General features: G+C 65.5%; 16 protein-coding genes. 8 read left to right on the top strand and 8 right to left on the bottom strand.

What is annotated here, in order from left to right; genetic code table 11:
- The first annotated feature begins 57 nt into the window (after positions 1-57).
- From ACQY4K_RS18500 to ACQY4K_RS18475, 6 genes are all read left to right on the top strand, one after another.
- Positions 58-2,370: an adenylate/guanylate cyclase domain-containing protein gene (locus tag ACQY4K_RS18500; RefSeq protein ID WP_428391661.1), complete on the top strand. Its 2,313-nt coding sequence runs from the start codon at positions 58-60 to the stop codon at positions 2,368-2,370.
- The gene (locus tag ACQY4K_RS18495) at positions 2,371-3,150 is read left to right on the top strand and encodes an MlaE family ABC transporter permease (protein ID WP_428391660.1); all 780 of its coding nucleotides are present in this window, start codon (positions 2,371-2,373) and stop codon (positions 3,148-3,150) included.
- Between the two features lie 2 nt (positions 3,151-3,152).
- Positions 3,153-3,845 (top strand): ABC transporter ATP-binding protein, encoded by a 693-nt coding sequence (locus ACQY4K_RS18490; protein ID WP_428391659.1) that lies wholly within the window; start codon positions 3,153-3,155, stop codon positions 3,843-3,845.
- Entirely contained in the window at positions 3,845-4,798 is a 954-nt protein-coding gene (locus ACQY4K_RS18485; RefSeq protein WP_428391658.1) for an MlaD family protein, read from the top strand. The genes ACQY4K_RS18490 and ACQY4K_RS18485 overlap by 1 nt, the downstream gene beginning before the upstream one ends.
- Entirely contained in the window at positions 4,795-5,658 is an 864-nt protein-coding gene (locus ACQY4K_RS18480) for a hypothetical protein (RefSeq protein WP_428391657.1), read from the top strand. Before ACQY4K_RS18485 ends, ACQY4K_RS18480 begins: the two co-directional genes overlap by 4 nt.
- Positions 5,659-5,771: 113 nt before the next feature.
- A complete protein-coding gene (locus tag ACQY4K_RS18475; RefSeq protein ID WP_428390406.1) occupies positions 5,772-6,971 on the top strand; it encodes an IS256 family transposase in 1,200 nt (399 codons plus the stop codon).
- Between the two features lie 507 nt (positions 6,972-7,478).
- Here the strand turns inward: ACQY4K_RS18475 and ACQY4K_RS18470 are convergent.
- The 4 genes from ACQY4K_RS18470 to ACQY4K_RS18455 form a co-directional block, all read right to left on the bottom strand.
- Positions 7,479-8,228, bottom strand: coding sequence for an SDR family oxidoreductase (locus ACQY4K_RS18470; RefSeq protein ID WP_428391656.1), 750 nt, complete (start codon positions 8,226-8,228; stop codon positions 7,479-7,481).
- A gap of 171 nt (positions 8,229-8,399) precedes the next feature.
- Positions 8,400-9,296 (bottom strand): SDR family oxidoreductase, encoded by an 897-nt coding sequence (locus ACQY4K_RS18465; protein ID WP_428391655.1) that lies wholly within the window; start codon positions 9,294-9,296, stop codon positions 8,400-8,402.
- Positions 9,297-9,307: 11 nt separating this feature from the next.
- Complete coding sequence (locus ACQY4K_RS18460; RefSeq protein WP_428391654.1) at positions 9,308-10,045, bottom strand: SDR family oxidoreductase; 738 nt, start codon at positions 10,043-10,045, stop codon at positions 9,308-9,310.
- 40 nt (positions 10,046-10,085) lie between these two features.
- Positions 10,086-10,715, bottom strand: coding sequence for an ester cyclase (locus ACQY4K_RS18455; protein WP_428391653.1), 630 nt, complete (start codon positions 10,713-10,715; stop codon positions 10,086-10,088).
- Positions 10,716-10,770: 55 nt separating this feature from the next.
- Between ACQY4K_RS18455 and ACQY4K_RS18450 the strand changes: the two genes are divergently transcribed.
- Entirely contained in the window at positions 10,771-11,724 is a 954-nt protein-coding gene (locus ACQY4K_RS18450) for a LysR family transcriptional regulator (protein ID WP_428391652.1), read from the top strand.
- A gap of 133 nt (positions 11,725-11,857) precedes the next feature.
- Here ACQY4K_RS18450 and ACQY4K_RS18445 read toward each other — a convergent pair whose 3' ends face one another.
- Together ACQY4K_RS18445 and ACQY4K_RS18440 are read right to left on the bottom strand one after the other, a co-directional pair.
- Positions 11,858-12,238: a hypothetical protein gene (locus ACQY4K_RS18445; protein WP_428391651.1), complete on the bottom strand. Its 381-nt coding sequence runs from the start codon at positions 12,236-12,238 to the stop codon at positions 11,858-11,860.
- 27 nt (positions 12,239-12,265) lie between these two features.
- The gene (locus ACQY4K_RS18440; RefSeq protein WP_428396213.1) at positions 12,266-13,141 is read right to left on the bottom strand and encodes an SDR family oxidoreductase; all 876 of its coding nucleotides are present in this window, start codon (positions 13,139-13,141) and stop codon (positions 12,266-12,268) included.
- A 99-nt stretch (positions 13,142-13,240) separates the two neighbouring features.
- Here ACQY4K_RS18440 and ACQY4K_RS18435 point away from each other — a divergent pair, with 99 nt between their 5' ends.
- Positions 13,241-14,116 carry a LysR family transcriptional regulator gene (locus ACQY4K_RS18435; RefSeq protein ID WP_428391650.1) on the top strand — a complete coding sequence of 292 codons (876 nt, stop codon included), beginning with the start codon at positions 13,241-13,243 and terminating at the stop codon, positions 14,114-14,116.
- 392 nt (positions 14,117-14,508) lie between these two features.
- Here the strand turns inward: ACQY4K_RS18435 and ACQY4K_RS18430 are convergent, their stop codons facing one another.
- Complete coding sequence (locus tag ACQY4K_RS18430) at positions 14,509-15,714, bottom strand: MFS transporter (RefSeq protein WP_428391649.1); 1,206 nt, start codon at positions 15,712-15,714, stop codon at positions 14,509-14,511.
- A 39-nt stretch (positions 15,715-15,753) separates the two neighbouring features.
- Positions 15,754-16,590, bottom strand: a complete 837-nt coding sequence (locus ACQY4K_RS18425) for a SphA family protein (RefSeq protein WP_428391648.1) — start codon at positions 16,588-16,590, stop codon at positions 15,754-15,756.
- Between the last annotated feature and the right edge of the window lie 124 nt (positions 16,591-16,714).

Genomic DNA, 16,714 nt, shown 5'->3' with positions numbered 1-16,714 from the left:
TGTGGCAGGGTGGCCCTCCACCGTCGACTAATTGCGACAACCGGGGGAGACGAATCGTTGGCCGTCGACGAGATCGTCGATATCGACCGCACCCGCTTCAAGCGACGACGGCAACTCGCGCGCCGGATCGGCGTGCCGGTGCTGGCAGTGGTGCTGGTGATCGCCTCGATCCTCGGCATCTCGTTCTACAGCTTCGAAAGCAACCGCGCCGGCGCGCTGGTGCTGTCGCGCGACCTGCTGCACGGCCTGCAGGAACGCATCGCCCACGAGGTCAGCCTCTATCTCAGCCCGGCGACGCAGGCCGCGTTGATCGCGCGCGACATGGTGGCGCGCCATGCCGTCGGCGACGGCGAGGAGGCGCTGCAGGGCTTCGCCGCCAGCATGCTCAACCAGGTGCCGCAACTCCAGGCGTTCTATGCGGCCAACAGCGGCGGCGACTTCATCATGGTCAGCCGCGGTGCGAACGGCGGCACCAGCACCAAGCTGATCCTCAATCCGCCGGGCGCCCGGCAGGTCTCCGTGGTCGGCATGGACCAGACCGGCAAAATCCTTTCGCATGATGTGCTGCCGAACGATCGCTTTGATCCGCGGACACGCGCCTGGTACAAAGGCGCCCTGGCCAGCAAGGCGGTGTTCTGGTCGGAGCCCTACATCTTCTACAGCTCGCACGCGCCCGGCATTTCCGCCTCCATCCGGCTGCTGCAATCCGGCACAGCCAAGCGCGTCTTCGGGGTCGACATCACCTTGCAGGCGCTGTCGGGCTTCCTCGCCCGGCTGCATATCGGCAAAACCGGACGCGCCGCCATCGTCGAGCGCGACGGCACCGTGATCGCCGCCGCCAACATGATCGCGCTGACCAAATCGAACAGCAACGCGGCGATTGACGCCACCACCGCCGACCTGCACGACCCGGCGCTGACCGCGGCCTTCGATCGCTTTCGAGTCGAGGGGTTCGGCAATCGCACCCTGACCGTCAAGGGCCGGCGCTATGTCACAATCGCCTCGCAGCTGCCCGCCGCGGCACAGGACTGGGTCCTGCTGATCGCGGCCCCGGAGAGCGACTTCACCGCCTTCGCCCAGGCCAACACCCGCCAGCATCTGCTGCTCTCGCTGATCACGGTCGCACTCGCCGCCGCCATGGGCGGACTGCTGGTGCGTCAGAACCGTCGCGGCGACCGCCTGGCGCGGCTGCTGGCGCAGAGCCGCGAGGCCGACCTGAACCAGTCGCGCGCCCTCGAGGCGCTGGCCGCGCAGCCCGACCTGTTCGACCGCGGCCGCCCGGCGCCGCTGCTGACCGAGAACCTTGCCGCTTTGACCCAGGCCGGCCGCGCCGGCATCTGGCGGCTGCGCGGCGCCGGGCGCATCCTGTCCTGCGACGACCAGTTCGACCCGAAACAGCACGACCATGTCGAGGGCATGCAGCTTTCGCAATCGGAACTGCCGAACTTCTTTGAAGCACTCGCCGGCGGTGTTGCGATGACCGTCGCCGACGCCGCCGCCGACCCGCGCACCGCGGAGCTGCACCGGCTGGTGATGCGTCCGTTCGGCAGCCGCGCGGTGTCGGTGGTGCCGATCCGCAACGGCGAGAACGTCGCCGGCGCGGTGCTCGTCGAGGACGCCGCCGACACACCGCGCGCGCATCATTTCACGCACATGGTCGCCGCCATTTCGGCTATCCGGATCGGCGCCGAGGCGGAGTCGCGACAGACGGCGGACACTGGGGCGGACACCCCCGGCGCGCCCGGGGCGGCGGCGGAGGGGATGCAGCCGTTCAGCTCCGGCCTGATCGACGAGGACGCGGCACCAGCGGGTCTGGCGGCGCGCTATTTTCCGTCGGTCGCCGCGATGATCGTCCGCTTCGACGACGCCAATTCCCTTGCACGGCCCGATCCGGCCGGCACCGCCGCCATTGCCGACGCCCTGGCCCAGGCGCTGCAGGCGATCGGGGCGCGCTTCGCCCTGCCCTACATGAAGCTGACCGGCCATCACGTGGTCGCGGCCGCCGGCTGCACCGCGTCGCCCGATCCGGGCGCGCTGATGCGCCTTGCCGACGCGGCCCTCGCGGCGCGCGAGCGGTGCCTGGCGCTGCTGGCGCAATCCGGCGTCGATCCGGTGTTCCGCATCGGCATCGATTTCGCATCCGCGCTGGGCGCCGGCCTTGGCGAACAGCCGCGCTTGTTCAATCTCTGGGGGGACGCGATCCGCACCGCCGAGCTGATGGCGCAAAGCGCCCCGGACGCGGGCAACATCCAGGTCAGCGAAGGCGCCTACCAGCCGTTGCGCGAGCATTTCCTGTTCCGCGCCCGCGGCCGCTTCTACGTGCCGGGGGCCGGCACCGCGCGCACCTTCATCCTGGCGGGACGGCGGTAGGTGTCCGCACTCGCCACCATCGGGCGCGCGACACGCTCGCGGGTTGGCTTTCCGCTGATGCTGTCGGCGGCAAGCTGGGGGGTGCTGCGGGTGGCACTCACACCAGGCTCCTGGCGGCGCACGGTGCGCTACCAGTTCGTGCTGACCATGCGCCAGGCGACCGGCGGCGGTCTCGCCACCAGCCTGGTCACCGCCTGCCTGGTGGGCCTCGCGATGGTCTACGAATCGCTCTACTGGCTGGGTGTCGCCGGACAGAAGCAATTGGCCGGGACGCTGCTGGTCACCGTGCTGCTGCGCGAACTGACCCCGCTGCTGGTCGGCGTGATTTTGCTCGGACGCAGCGGCATGCTCACCATCGCCGAACTTGGCACGATGCAGACCGGCGGTGAGGCACGCGCGATGTTGGCCCAGGGGATCGATCCGTTCCTGCTGCTGGTGCTGCCGCGCACCCTGGCGTTTGCGGTCTCCAGCTTTACGCTCGGCATCCTGTTCGGCTTTTCGGCGCTGGTGTTCGGCTTTGTCGCCAGCAATGCGATCAGCACCCAGCAGGACAATCTCTGGAGCTTCCTCAACCGGGTGCTGTCGGCGATGAGTGCGCGCGACGACCTGCTGGTGCCGGCCAAGCTGCTGGTGATCGGCTTCCTGGTGGGCTTGAGCTGCTGTCTGACCGGCCTGACCGCGTCGCCCGATGACGAGCTGGCCGACCTGCTGCCGCGTGGCTTCGTGCGCGGCATCCTGGCGATCCTGATCTCCAGCATCCTGCTGACCGTGGCGGTGTAGCGATGCAGCACGCCCCGGTCCTGGAGCTGCGCGCGGCGTCGTCCGCCTTCGATGCCAGCACGCTGCCGAGTGCGGCGCTGGAGCTGCGTCTGCTGGCCGGCGAATGCGCCCTGATCGAGGCCCACGACCCTGCTACGATCGCCGACTTCGCGGATCTATGCAGCGGTCTCATTGTTCTGCGCGCGGGTTCCGTGCGCTGCATGGACCATGACTGGAGCGAGCTCGACCGCGAACGGGCGGCGGCCCTGCGCGGACGCATCGGACGCACGCACCAACGCGGCGGCTGGCCGGCGATGCTGCCCACGCATGTCAGCATCATGCTGCCGCAGCTGCACCATACGCGCACCCCGCCGGCCCAGATCACCCGTTCGGCAGTGGCGATCTCACGGCTGCTTGGGCTGCCGGGCCTGCCGCTGACCCGGCCCGGCCAGCTTGCCGAGGGCGACCTGGTCAGGGCCGGCTGCGCGCGCGCCTTCCTCGGTGCGCCAGACCTGCTGCTGTTCGAGAGCTCGCTCGGCGCCGATCGTCCGGACCTGACGGTGCCATTCCTGGACCTGCTGTCCCAAGCCCTGGACCGTGGGGCTGCGGCGATCTGCTTTACCCGTGAGGCGTCGTTCTGGCGGGCGCAGCGCTTTCCGCTCAGCCACCGGCTGGTGCTGCACGAAGACGGCCTGGCCCAGATGCGAGGGGACTGATGCTACATCGACGCCGCCCCGAGGATACCGGCGGATTGCTACGCCTGCGCCACACCGATGAGGCGGTCGGCCTGCTGGTGCTGCTGGCCGTCGTGCTGTTCTTCGGCGCGATCTTCGAGGCGGGGGTGGTGCGGCACTGGCTCAATCCGGACTCCAGGCTGCGCATCCTGCTGCCGCAATCGGATTTCGGCGGTCTCGCACCGGGGGCGGCGATCGACGTGCTGGGCACACAGATGGGCTCGGTCGACCGTATCGTGCTCAACCCGGACGGCAGGATCTACGCCACCGCCAGCATCGAGCGGCAGGCCGACCCCTACATACGACGCGACAGCACCGCCACGATCCGGCTGCGCTACGGGGTCGCGGGTGCGGCCTATATCGATGTCAGCCGCGGTAAGGGGGCTGCGATGGATTGGAGCTTTGCCGTCATCCAGGCCACGGTGCAGCCGAACCCGACCGAACTGATCACCAAGACGCTCAAGCAGGTGCGCACCGAGCTGCTGCCGATCATGGCCCATGCGAACCAGGCCACCGCGACCCTGGATGCGCTGCTCGCCGGCCTCAAGGCGGGACACGGCACCGCCGGACAACTGCTGACCGACGACACCCTGATCCGCAATGCGGAGGCAATGGTCGCGACCCTGAAGAGCGAGGTCGCGCAACTCCAACCGGTCGAGGCGAAACTGCCCGGCCTGCTCGACCAGTCGCACGCCGTGCTCGCCAACGCGAAAACGATCTCGCGCAACGCCGCCGTCGCGACCAGGCAACTTCCTGCGATTACCAAGAACGTCGCGGTCAGCACGAGCAATCTGCCGGCTTTGCTGATCCAGGCGCAGGCCACCACCGAGCAGCTCGAGAAGCTGCTGCAACAACTGCGCGGCTCCTGGCTGCTCGGCGGCGGCGCCAGCAAGCCCGAGACATTGCGCCTGCCCTCGCGGCAGGTGCGCCCGTGAGGCGGCACGCCACCAGCCTCGCGGCCCTGCTCGCCTTGGCGGCCTGCCACGGCCAGCCGCCCTCGCCGCCGACCGACCAGGCGCTCCAACAGGCCGCCCATTCCGGCCGCGAGGCGCTGAATTTCGATCATCCGAACCAGGCCGTCACGCAATACCGGCACGCCTTCAGCCTCGCCTTGGCGCGCGACGATGCCGGCGCGATCGCCGATCTCGGCTACGACCTCGCCGTCGCCCAACTCGCCGCCGGCGACGCGGCACCAGCGCTCGCCACCGTGCTGCGCACGCGCGCGGCGCTGCGCGCCCGAAACGCTCCAGCGTTCGCTGGCCTCGATCTGGTGCAGGCGGCCGCCTTGCACCATCTCGGCGCCGACCGGCAGGCCGACACCCTCGCGGCACTGGCGCAATCCGATCCCGCGACAAGGGTCCAGGCGAGCCGCCTGCGCGGCCGCATCGCGGCAGCACATGACGACCAAGCCGGCCTGAGCGCCGCCATCGCCGCCCTTGGCACCCCGAAACACCCAATCCCAGACTGGCAGTCGGGCCACGACGAACTGAGCGCGCGACTCGATTTGCTCCGCGGCAACTATGCCCGTGCCGCGGCTTCGGCAGAGTCGGCGGCGGCGATCCAGCGCACGCAGCTCGACTATCGCGACATGGCAGGCTCACTGGCGCTAGCGGCCCTGGCCACGCAGCGCGGCGGAAACGCTTCGGCGGCGGCGGACCTCTATCTTCAGGCCGGCGAGAGTGCCGCCGCCCGCGGCGATACCACCACCGCAAGGCCCTGGCTCGAGCAGGCGGAAGGCCCAGGTGCTACCCCGGCGACAGCGCAGGCGGCGCGGACGACCTTGCAACAAAAGTGACGCTGCATGGCGGCAAGGGTAGTGTCCTGAAGGTTCTGCAAAATCGCGGTAGCGAGGTGGTCATGGCAAAGTGGTGATGTTCGAAGTCACCAACCCCGTGGAAGGGCGATGCCATGACCAAGTTGAATTTAGCGCCATTGGGCGCGGATATGAAGGCGCTGCTGCTGTCTGACGAGAACGGCTTTCGGGCGGTTTTGCAGGCGGCATTGCAGGAGGTGCTAGAGGCGGAGATGACCGAGGCGCTGGGAGCTGGCAAGAGCGAGCGAACGGCCGAGCGGGTGGGCCATCGGTCGGGCTACTACGACCGCAAGCTGATCACCCGTGTCGGCGTTTTGGAGCTTCGGGTTCCGCAGGACCGGGCGGGTCATTTTTCGACGGAGCTGTTCGAGCGCTATCAGCGGTCGGAGAAGGCCTTGGTCGGGGCGCTTGCGGAGATGTATGTGCAGGGTGTCTCGACGCGGAAGGTCAAGGCAATCACCGAGGAGCTATGCGGTCACAGCTTCTCGGCCTCGACGATCAGCGAGGCGACGTCGCGGCTGGACGAGAAGCTGACGGCGTTCTTTGGTCGGCGGCTGGAGGAGCCGTATCCCTACCTCATTGTGGATGCCCGCTACGAGCGGGTGCGCGAAGGCGGCGTGATTGTCAGCCAGGCGGTGCTGATTGCGATCGGCGTGGATTGGGAGGGGCGGCGCCAGGTGCTGGGCGTGGAGGTCGCCAACCGCGAGAGCCGGTCGAGTTGGCGAGACTTCATGGCTGGACTGCGGACGCGCGGCCTGCACGGGGTGGAGTATGTGGTTAGCGACGATCACGCGGGCCTCAAGGCGGCGATCCGGGAAATCTTGCCCGAGGCGGCCTGGCAGCGCTGCTACGTGCACTTTCTGCGCAACGCGTTGGATTACCTGCCGCGCAAGCATGACGACGACTGCCTGATGGAGCTGCGCTGGTTTTATGACCGGCGCGACATCGAGGAGGTCCGCCGCGACATCGCCCAGTGGGTCACCAAATGGCAGGGCAAGTATTCCAAGCTGGTGGCCTGGGTGGAGGAGAACGTCGAAGAGACGCTCACCTACTATCGGCTGCCCAGAGCCCATCACAAGCACATGAAGTCGACCAACATGTTGGAGCGGCTGAACCAGGAGCTGAAGCGCCGCACCCTGGTGGTGCGCATCTTCCCCAACACCGCCAGCTGCCTGCGCCTCTCACGCGCGCTGGCCATCGAGACGCACGAGGGTTGGCTTGAAGCGTTACGTTATCTCAACATGGAGCACCTGCGGGAGCACAAGAAAGAAACCCTGCGAGCCTTGGCTGCATGACCCAGGATGCGGGGGAGGCTTGTCCGCCTCAAGGCCGCTCCGCGCCGCTTCGCGGTGGCGCAAGAGCGCCAGCCTCGACCCGGCCAATCCTCCCCCGCTCAGAGCCGTCACGCGATCAAGGAACAATTGCGATCACCACCGTGACCGCCGCGCCCAAACCATTTTGCAGGACTTGCCAGACACAACTGCGGCAAGGCGCCGGTGCGGTCTGGCAGACAGACCGAACGCTGACTTCGTTGAAGTAGAGGTCCGCGGGTTGTGGGCTGATATGATATGTGGAAGACGCTGGCGACTGTCCGGCGACCGTGATTGTTGAAGCCTTGGCCCGAATTTGCATGGACCGGCCCGGGGGCATACTCGCGTTCGTAACGCGTGATGGTGTCGTAAGACACAGACTGCTGCCCAGAACCACCAAACTCGGTTGCCCTATTACGAAAACCCACATGGTCTCCGTCGAGGTTCTTCCGCATTTGCCGGCGACGTCATACGCGTCTTGCGAGACCTTGTTCAGACCTGTGCCCAGCCGCCATCCACGGGGAGCTCAACGCCTGTTACATAGGCCGCGTCGTCTGAAGCGAGAAACAACACAGCCTTTGCAACCTCGTCCGAGGTGCCGCTGCGACCCATCGGAATTTGGGCGTGCGCCTGTGCATTGACCTGCTCAATCATCTCGCCACTCAGGCCCGCCTTGCGCATGATATCCGTGTCGATATGTCCGGGCAATAGGGCGTTTACCCGAATGCCCTTGGCGGATAGTTCTGCCGTAAGCGACCGCGCCAAGGATCGGATTGCTGCCTTGGTCGCTGCGTAGACACTGAAACCCGGGCGACCCTGCGCGCCAAGGATAGAGGTGTTCAAAATCACTGAGCCACCGGCCGGCATCAGCGAGACCAGTGTCTGCACCGTGAAGAAGGTGCCTCTGAAGTTGGTGTTGATGGTGAAGTCGAAATCGTCTTCCGACACATGCTCGAACAGTCCGGGTCGGCCGCCACCCGCATTTGCAAAGACAACGTCGACGCAACTATGCTTTGTCTCGACGTACACACGAAGCGCCTCGAGATCGGCCAATATCGAAATGTCGCTTCGGAATGCCTCGACGCCATCCCCGATGTCGCACACAGCTGCATCGAGTAGCGCTTGGTCGCGGCCAGTGATAACGACTTTCGCACCTTCGTGAACGAACAGCTTGGCTGTTGCCAATCCCATCCCCGCGCTGCCGCCGGTGACGACAGCGACTTTCCCGTCCAACTTGCCCATTCTCGTGTCCTCGAAGGCATTCCATCGGCGACCACACACGTGAACGGAGCAGTCAAACCTTCTGGATCAGTCATCAGAACAAGATGGTTACTTTCGTCCGGCGCCCCGACGCGTTTTTGATCTTTGCATGGGCCGCCGATCTGGCTTGGTTCAGCCGAACATGGTTGCTGCTCAGTTGATTGCCGGATGCAGCAGCTCGGGAAATCCGATGCGATGCAGAAATTGTGCTCTTACGCGATCAACCACAGGAAAGCTGACGCTCGCCCCGTCATCAGCAGGATCAATCACAATACGGAACGGCCGCCGGCCGAACGGCTGCTGCACGATCGCCGCCACCGCCCGTCCAATTTCGGTAGGGTCGGCCTCGGGCGGATTGGTGGCGGCGAGTGCCTGCTGCATTCGGTCGGCGAAGTTGGCCGGCCATGCGGCCTCATACGCGTGGACGCGAGCCTCGTTGCTTGGTTGGCCGGCATGAGCGAAGTGGTTTGTGCCCTTGATGTAGGCGCCGGGCACGACGATCGCCGTTTCGATCCCGAACGGCGCGAGTTCGCGAGCGTAGCAGGCGGCGAGCTGGTCCATGCCGGCCTTGGCGGCGAAATATGGCCCGAGCAGCGGCGGGATGCCCCCGGCGACGCTGCTGGACGAAATCCAGACCAACAGCCCACGCCGCGCCTCGCGCATGTGAGGCAGCACGGCCCGGTTAATCCGTTGCGTGCTCAGCACGTTGATGTCGTAGACCTGCGCGAGCTGCTCCGGAGTGAAGGCCTCCGCCGGACCCCAAACCATGTGGCCGACATTGTGGACCAGCACGTCGATGCTGCCGTGCTCCAGCATGATGCCGGCCACCGCGGCATCGACGGATCCCTGGTCCTGCACATCCAGCTCGACCGTGCGCAGGTCGATGCCCTTTTGCTTTGCGTCCGACGCCAGTTCGGCGACCGTTTCGGCGTTCTTGCCTCGCGTTTCCCGCATGGAGGCGTAGGCGATCAGCCCGGCGGCGGCGAGGTCCTCCGCGATCATTCGGCCAAAGCCGCTGGACGCGCCCGTCACCAAGGCGACCTGCGTCATCGCACTGCTCCCTAGATGATTCCGCCGTTGGCGCGCAGGACTTGCCCGTTGATCCAGGCGCCATCTGGCCCTGCCAGGAACGAGACTACGCGCGCGATGTCCACGGGCTCACCCAGCCGTGCGAGCGGCGTGCGGCCGACAATCGGCTTGATGTCGTCGTCGCCCTTGCCCTGGAGGAACAGCTCCGTTGCGACGGGCCCGGGCGCGACCGCGTTGACCGTAATCCTGCGATCGCCCAGTTCCTTGGAAAGGATGCGGCTCATCGCCTCGATTGCGGCCTTGGTCGCGGCGTAGGCGGCGTAGGTCGGCTGGAACAAGCCGACGACGCTCGATGAAAAGCTGATGATGCGGCCGCCCTCGCGCAGTCGCCTGGCGGCCTCGCGCATGCCGTTGAAGGTGCCTTTCAGGTTCACCGATATTGTTTGGTCAAACAGCTCATCCGTCGTTTCCGCAAGTGGCGCGAGCTTCATGATCCCGGCATTGTTGACCAGAACGTCGACACCGCCGAACGCTTGCTCGGCTTGCGCAAATAGTTCGGCGACCTGGGCCGCCTCGCCGACGTTTGCCTTGATGGCGATGGCTGAACCACCCGCTCCCTCGATCTTGCGCACCAGCTCCTCGGCGGGTGCTGCGCTACTGGAATAATTCACCACGACGGCGAAGCCGTCCGCCGCCAGCCGCAGGGCGACGGCGGCACCAATGCCCTTGGATGATCCGGTGACGATTGCCGCACGCGCGTATGTGGGCATGTGTAGCCTCCCCGTTGATGAAGTGGGCGAGCGGGCGGGGTCAGCCAGCGGCGCCCTTCTGTTGATCCATCATCGCGGCCAGTGCTTTGAGATCGAACACCTCGTCCGCGCGGCCGAACCCGCCATCCACGACTTCATCGACGAGGACCATGGTATACGGACGCACGCCGTCGCCAAAGTAGGACGCGAACATGTCTGTTGTTCGGTGAATGATCTCCGCCTTCTGCTCGGCGGTTGGTTCGGCGGCCGCGGTCACCTGCTGCCGCCAGCCTGCCCAATCTTCCAGGTGCCAGGTGTGGGTGATGCGGCCGGCCTCGAAGTGATGGAATTCGTGCATGGCGATGGCGAAGGGGCGGCCCGTCGCCGGCACGCCCATCCAGTCTCCCGTATGGCGCCCGCTGAGCGTAAGGCGGACCGCCGCACGGCCACTGAGGCCAACGATCTCCTCCGGCGCGAGGCGAAGGTCGGAGAAAGCGGCGCGGAACGCCAACAGCATCGGCTTCATGCCCGCGCGACCGGGCTGCTGTCCCGGCGCCATCGGCGTGTCTTCCCAGTTCTCCGCGAGTGCTGCGTCCAGGAGTTCTGGATCGCCGACATTGAAGGCGCGATACAGCGTCTGGAGTGCCTGCAAATCGGCGTTTGTTAAGCCGCCGGATGGGTGATGGTCCATTGGGGCAAGCTCGCTTCGGTCCTCACACGAAGCAAACCACGTTCGGCCCCAAGGTTTGCATCGTTTTTTGTCATGCGTAAGTATCCATCCCATGGATTTATACGGCGTTGACCTGAACCTTCTCGTAGCGTTCGACGCGCTGATCGCCGAACGAAGTGTCACCAAGGCGGGCCAGCGTATCGGCCGGACGCAGCCGGCGATGAGTGCAGCACTGGCCCGTCTGCGGACCTTGTTCGACGACCAGCTCTTTGTGCGCGGCAAGGACGGGCTCCAACCCACCCCACGCGCGGTCGAACTGGCCGAACCGCTCGGCCGGGCGCTGGCGGAGATCGGTCGCACCTTGGGCTACGCACAGAGTTTCGACCCGGACGACACGCAGGTCACGTTCAACATCGCGATGCAGGAGCACGCGGCGCACAAGCTGCTCGAAGGGCTCGCGGGCTATCTTCATACAAGGGCGCCTTCGGCCAGACTGAATGTGCGTGCGTTCACGGCAAGGGACGAAGCCATCAGGTTGCTCGACAGTGGCGAAATGGATGTGGCGTTAGGTGTGCCGCCGAGCAGCGCGCCGGGCCGTATCTTCACCGAACGGTTGTTCGAGGAGCCTTTCGTGTGCGTCGTCCGAAAGAACCATCCCGCGGCCGGCCCTGCCATTGATCGCAAGACCTTTCTGGCGCTCGACCACCTGCTGGTGTCCCCGGAAGGCGACCATTTCGGGCATACAGACACGCTGCTGGCGCAGTATGGCCTGAAGCGCTCACTGGTTCTGACACTTTCGCAGATGTACCTGGCACCGCAGCTGATCGCCGGCTCGAATCTCATCGCCACCCTGATGCTCGGCGTCGTCGCGGGTTGGACCGATCGGTTGGCGATCATGGAACCGCCATTCGCGCTTGAACCGTGCGCCTATGTGATGAGCTGGCACCGTCGCAACGACGACTATCCAGCACAGCGCTGGTTGCGGGCCTGCGTTCGATCCGTATGTGCCGGTGCTGGTTCCGGCGGGTAGGCGGAGGAGTAGAGGCCGCTATGGCCCTGGTCATTGCTTTATGTTTGCCCGGAAGTTTGCGCGAGGCCTTGAAACGGCAAAGTTTGAAGCCGCTTTCCACTCACCAGACAACGGTTCGGTCCTGGTCGGCTGATCAGCGCCCAGTCACCCACCTTGCCGCCGCATCGGCGGAGTCGCTTGGGGAGGTGTTGAACGCGATTGGCGTCTTGGGCGCGCCGTGATGGACGGCGTTGATGACCCGTTCGAATAGCGCCAGGCCTTGTGATGGGACGCGGATGCCGCCGCCGATGACGATGCAGTCCCAATGCTCTGCAAGCGACGCTGCGATCGTCGCCTCGGCACTGTCGTCGGCCAGAATTGAGCAGAAGGCCGCCTCCCAGCCGCGCGCTTGCATATCCGACAGGGTCGCCTCGATCCCCGCCGCGATCTTCTCCGGGGTGGTTCCCGGCGGCACATCAGGATCGGAATAGTCGACGGCTTCAGGCTTGATGCCGATCAGAAGGACGCGCGTCATGAAGTTTGCTCCTCAATTCCGACCAGGCTACGGGTTATCAGCAACGACGATCTCCTCGGCGAAAGCGCGGTAGGTCCGCAATGGATGTCCGAGCATTCCCGCGAGCCGGTCGGCGGCGCCCGGATCACCGAGAACGCCCTCCTGCACAATGCCACGGAAAATCATTGCCAGGCTGTATGCGTCCGCCGATGGCATCGCTGTGCGGAACGCTGTCTGGACCGCTTCAAGATCGTCCCCGGCATACGTCACCAGCTTGCCGAGAACCTCCGACCATAGGCGAACAATGCTTTCCCCGGTAAACGATTCCGGTCCGACGAGCTCGATCGTCTCCGTCGGCAACGGGTCGCAGGACCGCTCGCGCCGCAGCAGCTCGCGGGCCGCGACCTCTGCGACATCGCGGCCATCGATCATTGTAAGGCCAATGCTACCGACCGGAGTCGCGTAGGTTTGCCGGGACATCAGAGCGTCCTTTTGCATGATGTCGTTCTGAAACAGGGCGTTCGGCCGCAGGATGGTGGCCGAAAGCCCCCGCCGCGCAATCGTTGCCTCTGCTGCCAACTTGGCGGCGGCGCGCGGCGAGTCGGCAAAACGATCGGCGCCGATCATCGAAAGATAGACGATACGCGCAATCCCAGCCTCCTCGATCAGAGCGAGGCTCAGCAACGCTCTCGTGAGTTCGTCCGCGACAGCCGGATGCAGTAAGAAGACGGTGCTCACCGAGCGCAATTGGCCGCGCATGAAGTCCACGTCGAGCACGTCGCCGGTCACCAGCTCAACACCGGGGGGCATACCACCAAGCCGAGGCTTGGTGCCCAACGCGCGCACCTGGGCGCCATGCCGGGCCAGCTCCTCGACAACGAGGGAGCCAATCTGTCCGGTTCCGCCGATTGCCAGGATTGTCATGCGATTGCTCCGTTGGCCGTTGCCCCCCAAAGATCGGGCGCCCTGGCAGCGGATCGAAGATATCGATATGGAACATGGCGTCCCACTGGTGGACCGGCGATGGATCTGCCGGCACTTGCCGATTTCAACCTTGTCGCGACCCATGGCGGCTTCAGCCAGGCCAGCCGCATAAGCGGGCGTCCCAAGGCGACCCTGGCGCGACGGGTCGGCGCGTTGGAGATCATGCTCGGCGTCCGTCTGCTTGAGCGCAGTTCGCGCGGTCTGCAGCTCACCCAAGCGGGGGTGCGGCTACAAGAACGGGTCGGGCCCCTGCTGGCCGAGTTGGCGCAGGCGGCGGAGGGTGTCGGCACCGAGGGCCCACCACGCGGCCGCCTGCGTGTCAGCGCGCCAACCCTGCTGTCCGATACGGTACTCGGGCCGATCGCGGTCTCGTTCGCGCAGGCCTACCCGGAAGTCTCGCTGGAGATCACGGCGGAGAACCGCATGGCCGAGCTGCCGGCCGATGGCTACGACCTCGTCATCCGCGTTGACCCAGGGCCGCGGGAGCGCCTGGTCGGGCGCTGCGTCTTGCGTGACGAGCGGTGGCTGATTGCCGCTCCCGGTTTCCCGCGCCCGACCAAAGGGGCCGCCGATCCGCCGGCGCTGCCGGTGATCGTGCATGTGCCGCCCACGGCGGGTGCCGTCTGGACCGTGTGCGAGGGCGGTCGAACCCTCCGATTCTCTCCGCGAGCGGTACTCCGGTTGTCATCGCTGCCGATGCAGCGCGCGGCCGTTCTGGTCGGTGGTGGAGCAGCGCTGCTGCCACGCTCGCTGGTTGCCCAGGACGTCTCGGCTGGCCGGCTGGTCTGTTGGGGCGTGGAAAGCGGCGCGCCGGCCGAGCTTTGGGCATTGCACACCTCGCGGCGGCTGGTCGATCCCAAGGTAACAGCCTTCGTGCGGCATCTGACTGCAGCCCTCGCTGGGAGCGCGACGTAACAATGTTTCAAACGATCGCCGCGAGGATAATGCGCCTGTCAGGCTGCCTTCTTCCGAGCGCCCTTGCTCCCCGAGGCTCGTTGCGCGACCTTCTGCCCGCAGGTTCAGCCGGCGTTCCCTCCCGCCTGCGCCCGGGCCCAATCTGCCTGGTCCGGTTTTCGTCGACCGTCATGCCCAAGGCGATGGGCACGTGCCGCTCGAGCGTCTCCATTCCTCTCCCGTCATTTCGGAACGAGGTTCGGTGTCTCGCCCGATTCGATCAGGTTCTGGAAGACATGCACGGAAACGATGTTGGCGGTCAGCTGCGGCAGGGTGGGCGCGGATAAGTGTTCATCCATGCACGGGCGTCGATCACCTGCTTAGCAAATCCACGTGCCGTGGACGGTCTGGCCCTACTGCACAGCGTTGGTCCGGTCGCCCCAAGCCTGCAGTCGCCAGCCAGCCAGGGCAATCAATGCAAAACCGAGCGAGACGAACCCCTCCATGCTCCAGCCGGCGGCCGCGCCATAGCGGCTGGCGACCGCGACATAGAGCGGCGGGATGATGACGCCGCCGATCGCCCCCAGCGTCAACATCAGGCCCGCCGCGGTCGGCACGTCGCTCGGACGGAAGCGACGCCCCATCAGCCCGGGTAACCCAATCCAGGTGACGAAGGCCATGATCACACTACCGCCGATCAGGGCGGCGGGAAGCCAGAGCATGCGCAGACCAAGGAACGGGATCGCGAGCAGCGCGCCGGCCTCGATCGTGCAGCCGAGCAGAAAGGTCGGCACCACGCCGAGCACCTTGTCGCCGAGCCAGCCGCCGATGAAGGCACCGACAATGCCGCTCAGCACCAGTACCGCGCTCAGCGACCCGGCATAGGCTGCCGATGCGCCCAATTGTTCGGCGTAGCCGGGCAACAGGCCCGCGGTGGCGAAGTAGCTGCCGTAACCGCCGACGAAGGCGATACTCATGATCCAGAGAGTCGGGTCGCCGAGCACCCGCATTAAGGAGGCAAGACTATGATGCGGGTCGTCGGGTGCGCAGCCCGCCTGCCCCGGCGGCTCCGGATACAGGAACAGCATTGCCAGCCACGTCAGAAAACTGATCGCGGCGCCAACGACAATGGCTGGCCGCCAACCAATCCAGAGTGCCACGAACCCCCAACCGAACAGCCCGATCGCGGCACCGAGTGAAAACGCGACCCCTGTGGTCAAGCCGTTGGCGATAGCCAGATTGCGGTCCCGAAACCAGGCCGTCGTCAACCCGACCGCGCTGCCGAGATAGATCGAGCCGCCGACACCGCAAAGGAAGCGCCCCACCAGCAACAGGCCATAGCTCGGGGTCAGGCCACTCACCAGGGCGCCGACGGCCTCGATCAGGATGCCCGCCAGCAGCGCCGTGCGCATGCCGTAGCGCTCGGCGAGCATGCCGCCCGGGAGGTGGAACACGCCGTAACCGGCGATGAAGGCGCTGATGACGGCACCGAGTTGCAGCGGCGTCATACGCAGGTCGACGAGCAGATCGTGGAACATCGGGATGATCGAAAACCAGTTCAGCGTGAACTGGATGAACGAGCCGAAGATGATGGCGAGAGCCACCCAGCGCTGTCTCAACGGACTTCTCCTCTCCGAGCGCCTTGTTTGCCGTGATATTCAGAAGTTCGTGCTGATTCCAATATGGAATTCCGAGATCCTGACATCATTGCGCGTGCGCACGTCGGTGAGGAATCGGCCGGTCAACCGAAAGCGTTTGAACGTGTAGCCGAGCAATGGGCCAAGCATGACGTGCTGCACGCGATTGCCGTTACCGACGGTGGCACCATCGTGCTTGTCAGGGCCAGTCTGCTGCGTGTAGTTGCCGATCAGGCCGGCTGACAGATCGCCGACCGTCTTCATCGCGGTGAGATCGATATAGTACAGATCGCCGGATTGATAATTGGTGTGGTGATCCTCTGTGTTGACGTCATAGATGTTGTTTGCGGTGAAATCCCAGCCGTTCGTGAGGTACGAGATCGCCAGGCTCGGCTCGTAGGTCCAATAGCCGTTGGCATATGAGGTCTGCGACCTGACGCCGCCCACCTGGTGGAACTCGCCGTCCGGCAAATAGAACGATTGTCCGATCGACACGAAGACGCCGTTCTTGAGGTTCCACGACAGGATCAACGGCTCAAGGATGGTGTTGAACAGGCCGGTTGATCCGGTAGAGCGTCCGCCGATTTCGGTGGCATCGACCTGATGGTCCGCAAGAATTTCCACAACGCCCGCGCCATACTGCGCACCAAGCATATGAAACGATGACGCATAGAGCAGGGACACGTTGGTGGACCAGTTGGTCACCTTGATCGGGACCTTGTTGCCCGCGCCATCCCTGACCTCGCCGAACACGACATAGTTGTCGTTGCTTGCCGCCAGGCCGGGCGGCGGCAAGGCACCGACGGGGATGCCGGTGGTCGCTCCGGGGACATAGGCCGTCAGCCCTTCGCTGGCCATGGCAGATGTATTCTGGATACCGAGCAATAGCCCTGCGATGATCAGAGACCGTTCATGGACGCGCAACGCGATCTCCCCGCGACGATTATTATGTGCAAGTCGATACGTCCGCGGCCCAAGCATT

Source organism: Lichenicoccus sp. (assembly GCF_965276875.1).
Taxonomy (GTDB): Bacteria; Pseudomonadota; Alphaproteobacteria; order Acetobacterales; family Acetobacteraceae; genus Lichenicoccus.
The sequence above is the reverse complement of the archived record's forward strand: the minus strand, read 5'-3'. Positions and strand labels throughout refer to the sequence as shown.

Excerpts from the sequence above, each read along its gene's own strand:
- ACQY4K_RS18485 (WP_428391658.1), top strand. The coding sequence starts at position 3,845 with ATGCTACATCGACGCCGCCCCGAGGATACCGGCGGATTGCTACGCCTG.
- ACQY4K_RS18470 (WP_428391656.1), bottom strand. The coding sequence starts at position 8,228 with ATGGGCAAGTTGGACGGGAAAGTCGCTGTCGTCACCGGCGGCAGCGCG.
- ACQY4K_RS18455 (WP_428391653.1), bottom strand. The coding sequence starts at position 10,715 with ATGGACCATCACCCATCCGGCGGCTTAACAAACGCCGATTTGCAGGCA.
- ACQY4K_RS18475 (WP_428390406.1), top strand. The coding sequence starts at position 5,772 with ATGACCAAGTTGAATTTAGCGCCATTGGGCGCGGATATGAAGGCGCTG.
- ACQY4K_RS18460 (WP_428391654.1), bottom strand. The coding sequence starts at position 10,045 with ATGCCCACATACGCGCGTGCGGCAATCGTCACCGGATCATCCAAGGGC.
- ACQY4K_RS18440 (WP_428396213.1), bottom strand. The coding sequence starts at position 13,141 with ATGACAATCCTGGCAATCGGCGGAACCGGACAGATTGGCTCCCTCGTT.
- ACQY4K_RS18425 (WP_428391648.1), bottom strand. The coding sequence starts at position 16,590 with ATGGCCAGCGAAGGGCTGACGGCCTATGTCCCCGGAGCGACCACCGGC.
- ACQY4K_RS18445 (WP_428391651.1), bottom strand. The coding sequence starts at position 12,238 with ATGACGCGCGTCCTTCTGATCGGCATCAAGCCTGAAGCCGTCGACTAT.
- ACQY4K_RS18435 (WP_428391650.1), top strand. The coding sequence starts at position 13,241 with ATGGATCTGCCGGCACTTGCCGATTTCAACCTTGTCGCGACCCATGGC.
- ACQY4K_RS18465 (WP_428391655.1), bottom strand. The coding sequence starts at position 9,296 with ATGACGCAGGTCGCCTTGGTGACGGGCGCGTCCAGCGGCTTTGGCCGA.
- ACQY4K_RS18490 (WP_428391659.1), top strand. The coding sequence starts at position 3,153 with ATGCAGCACGCCCCGGTCCTGGAGCTGCGCGCGGCGTCGTCCGCCTTC.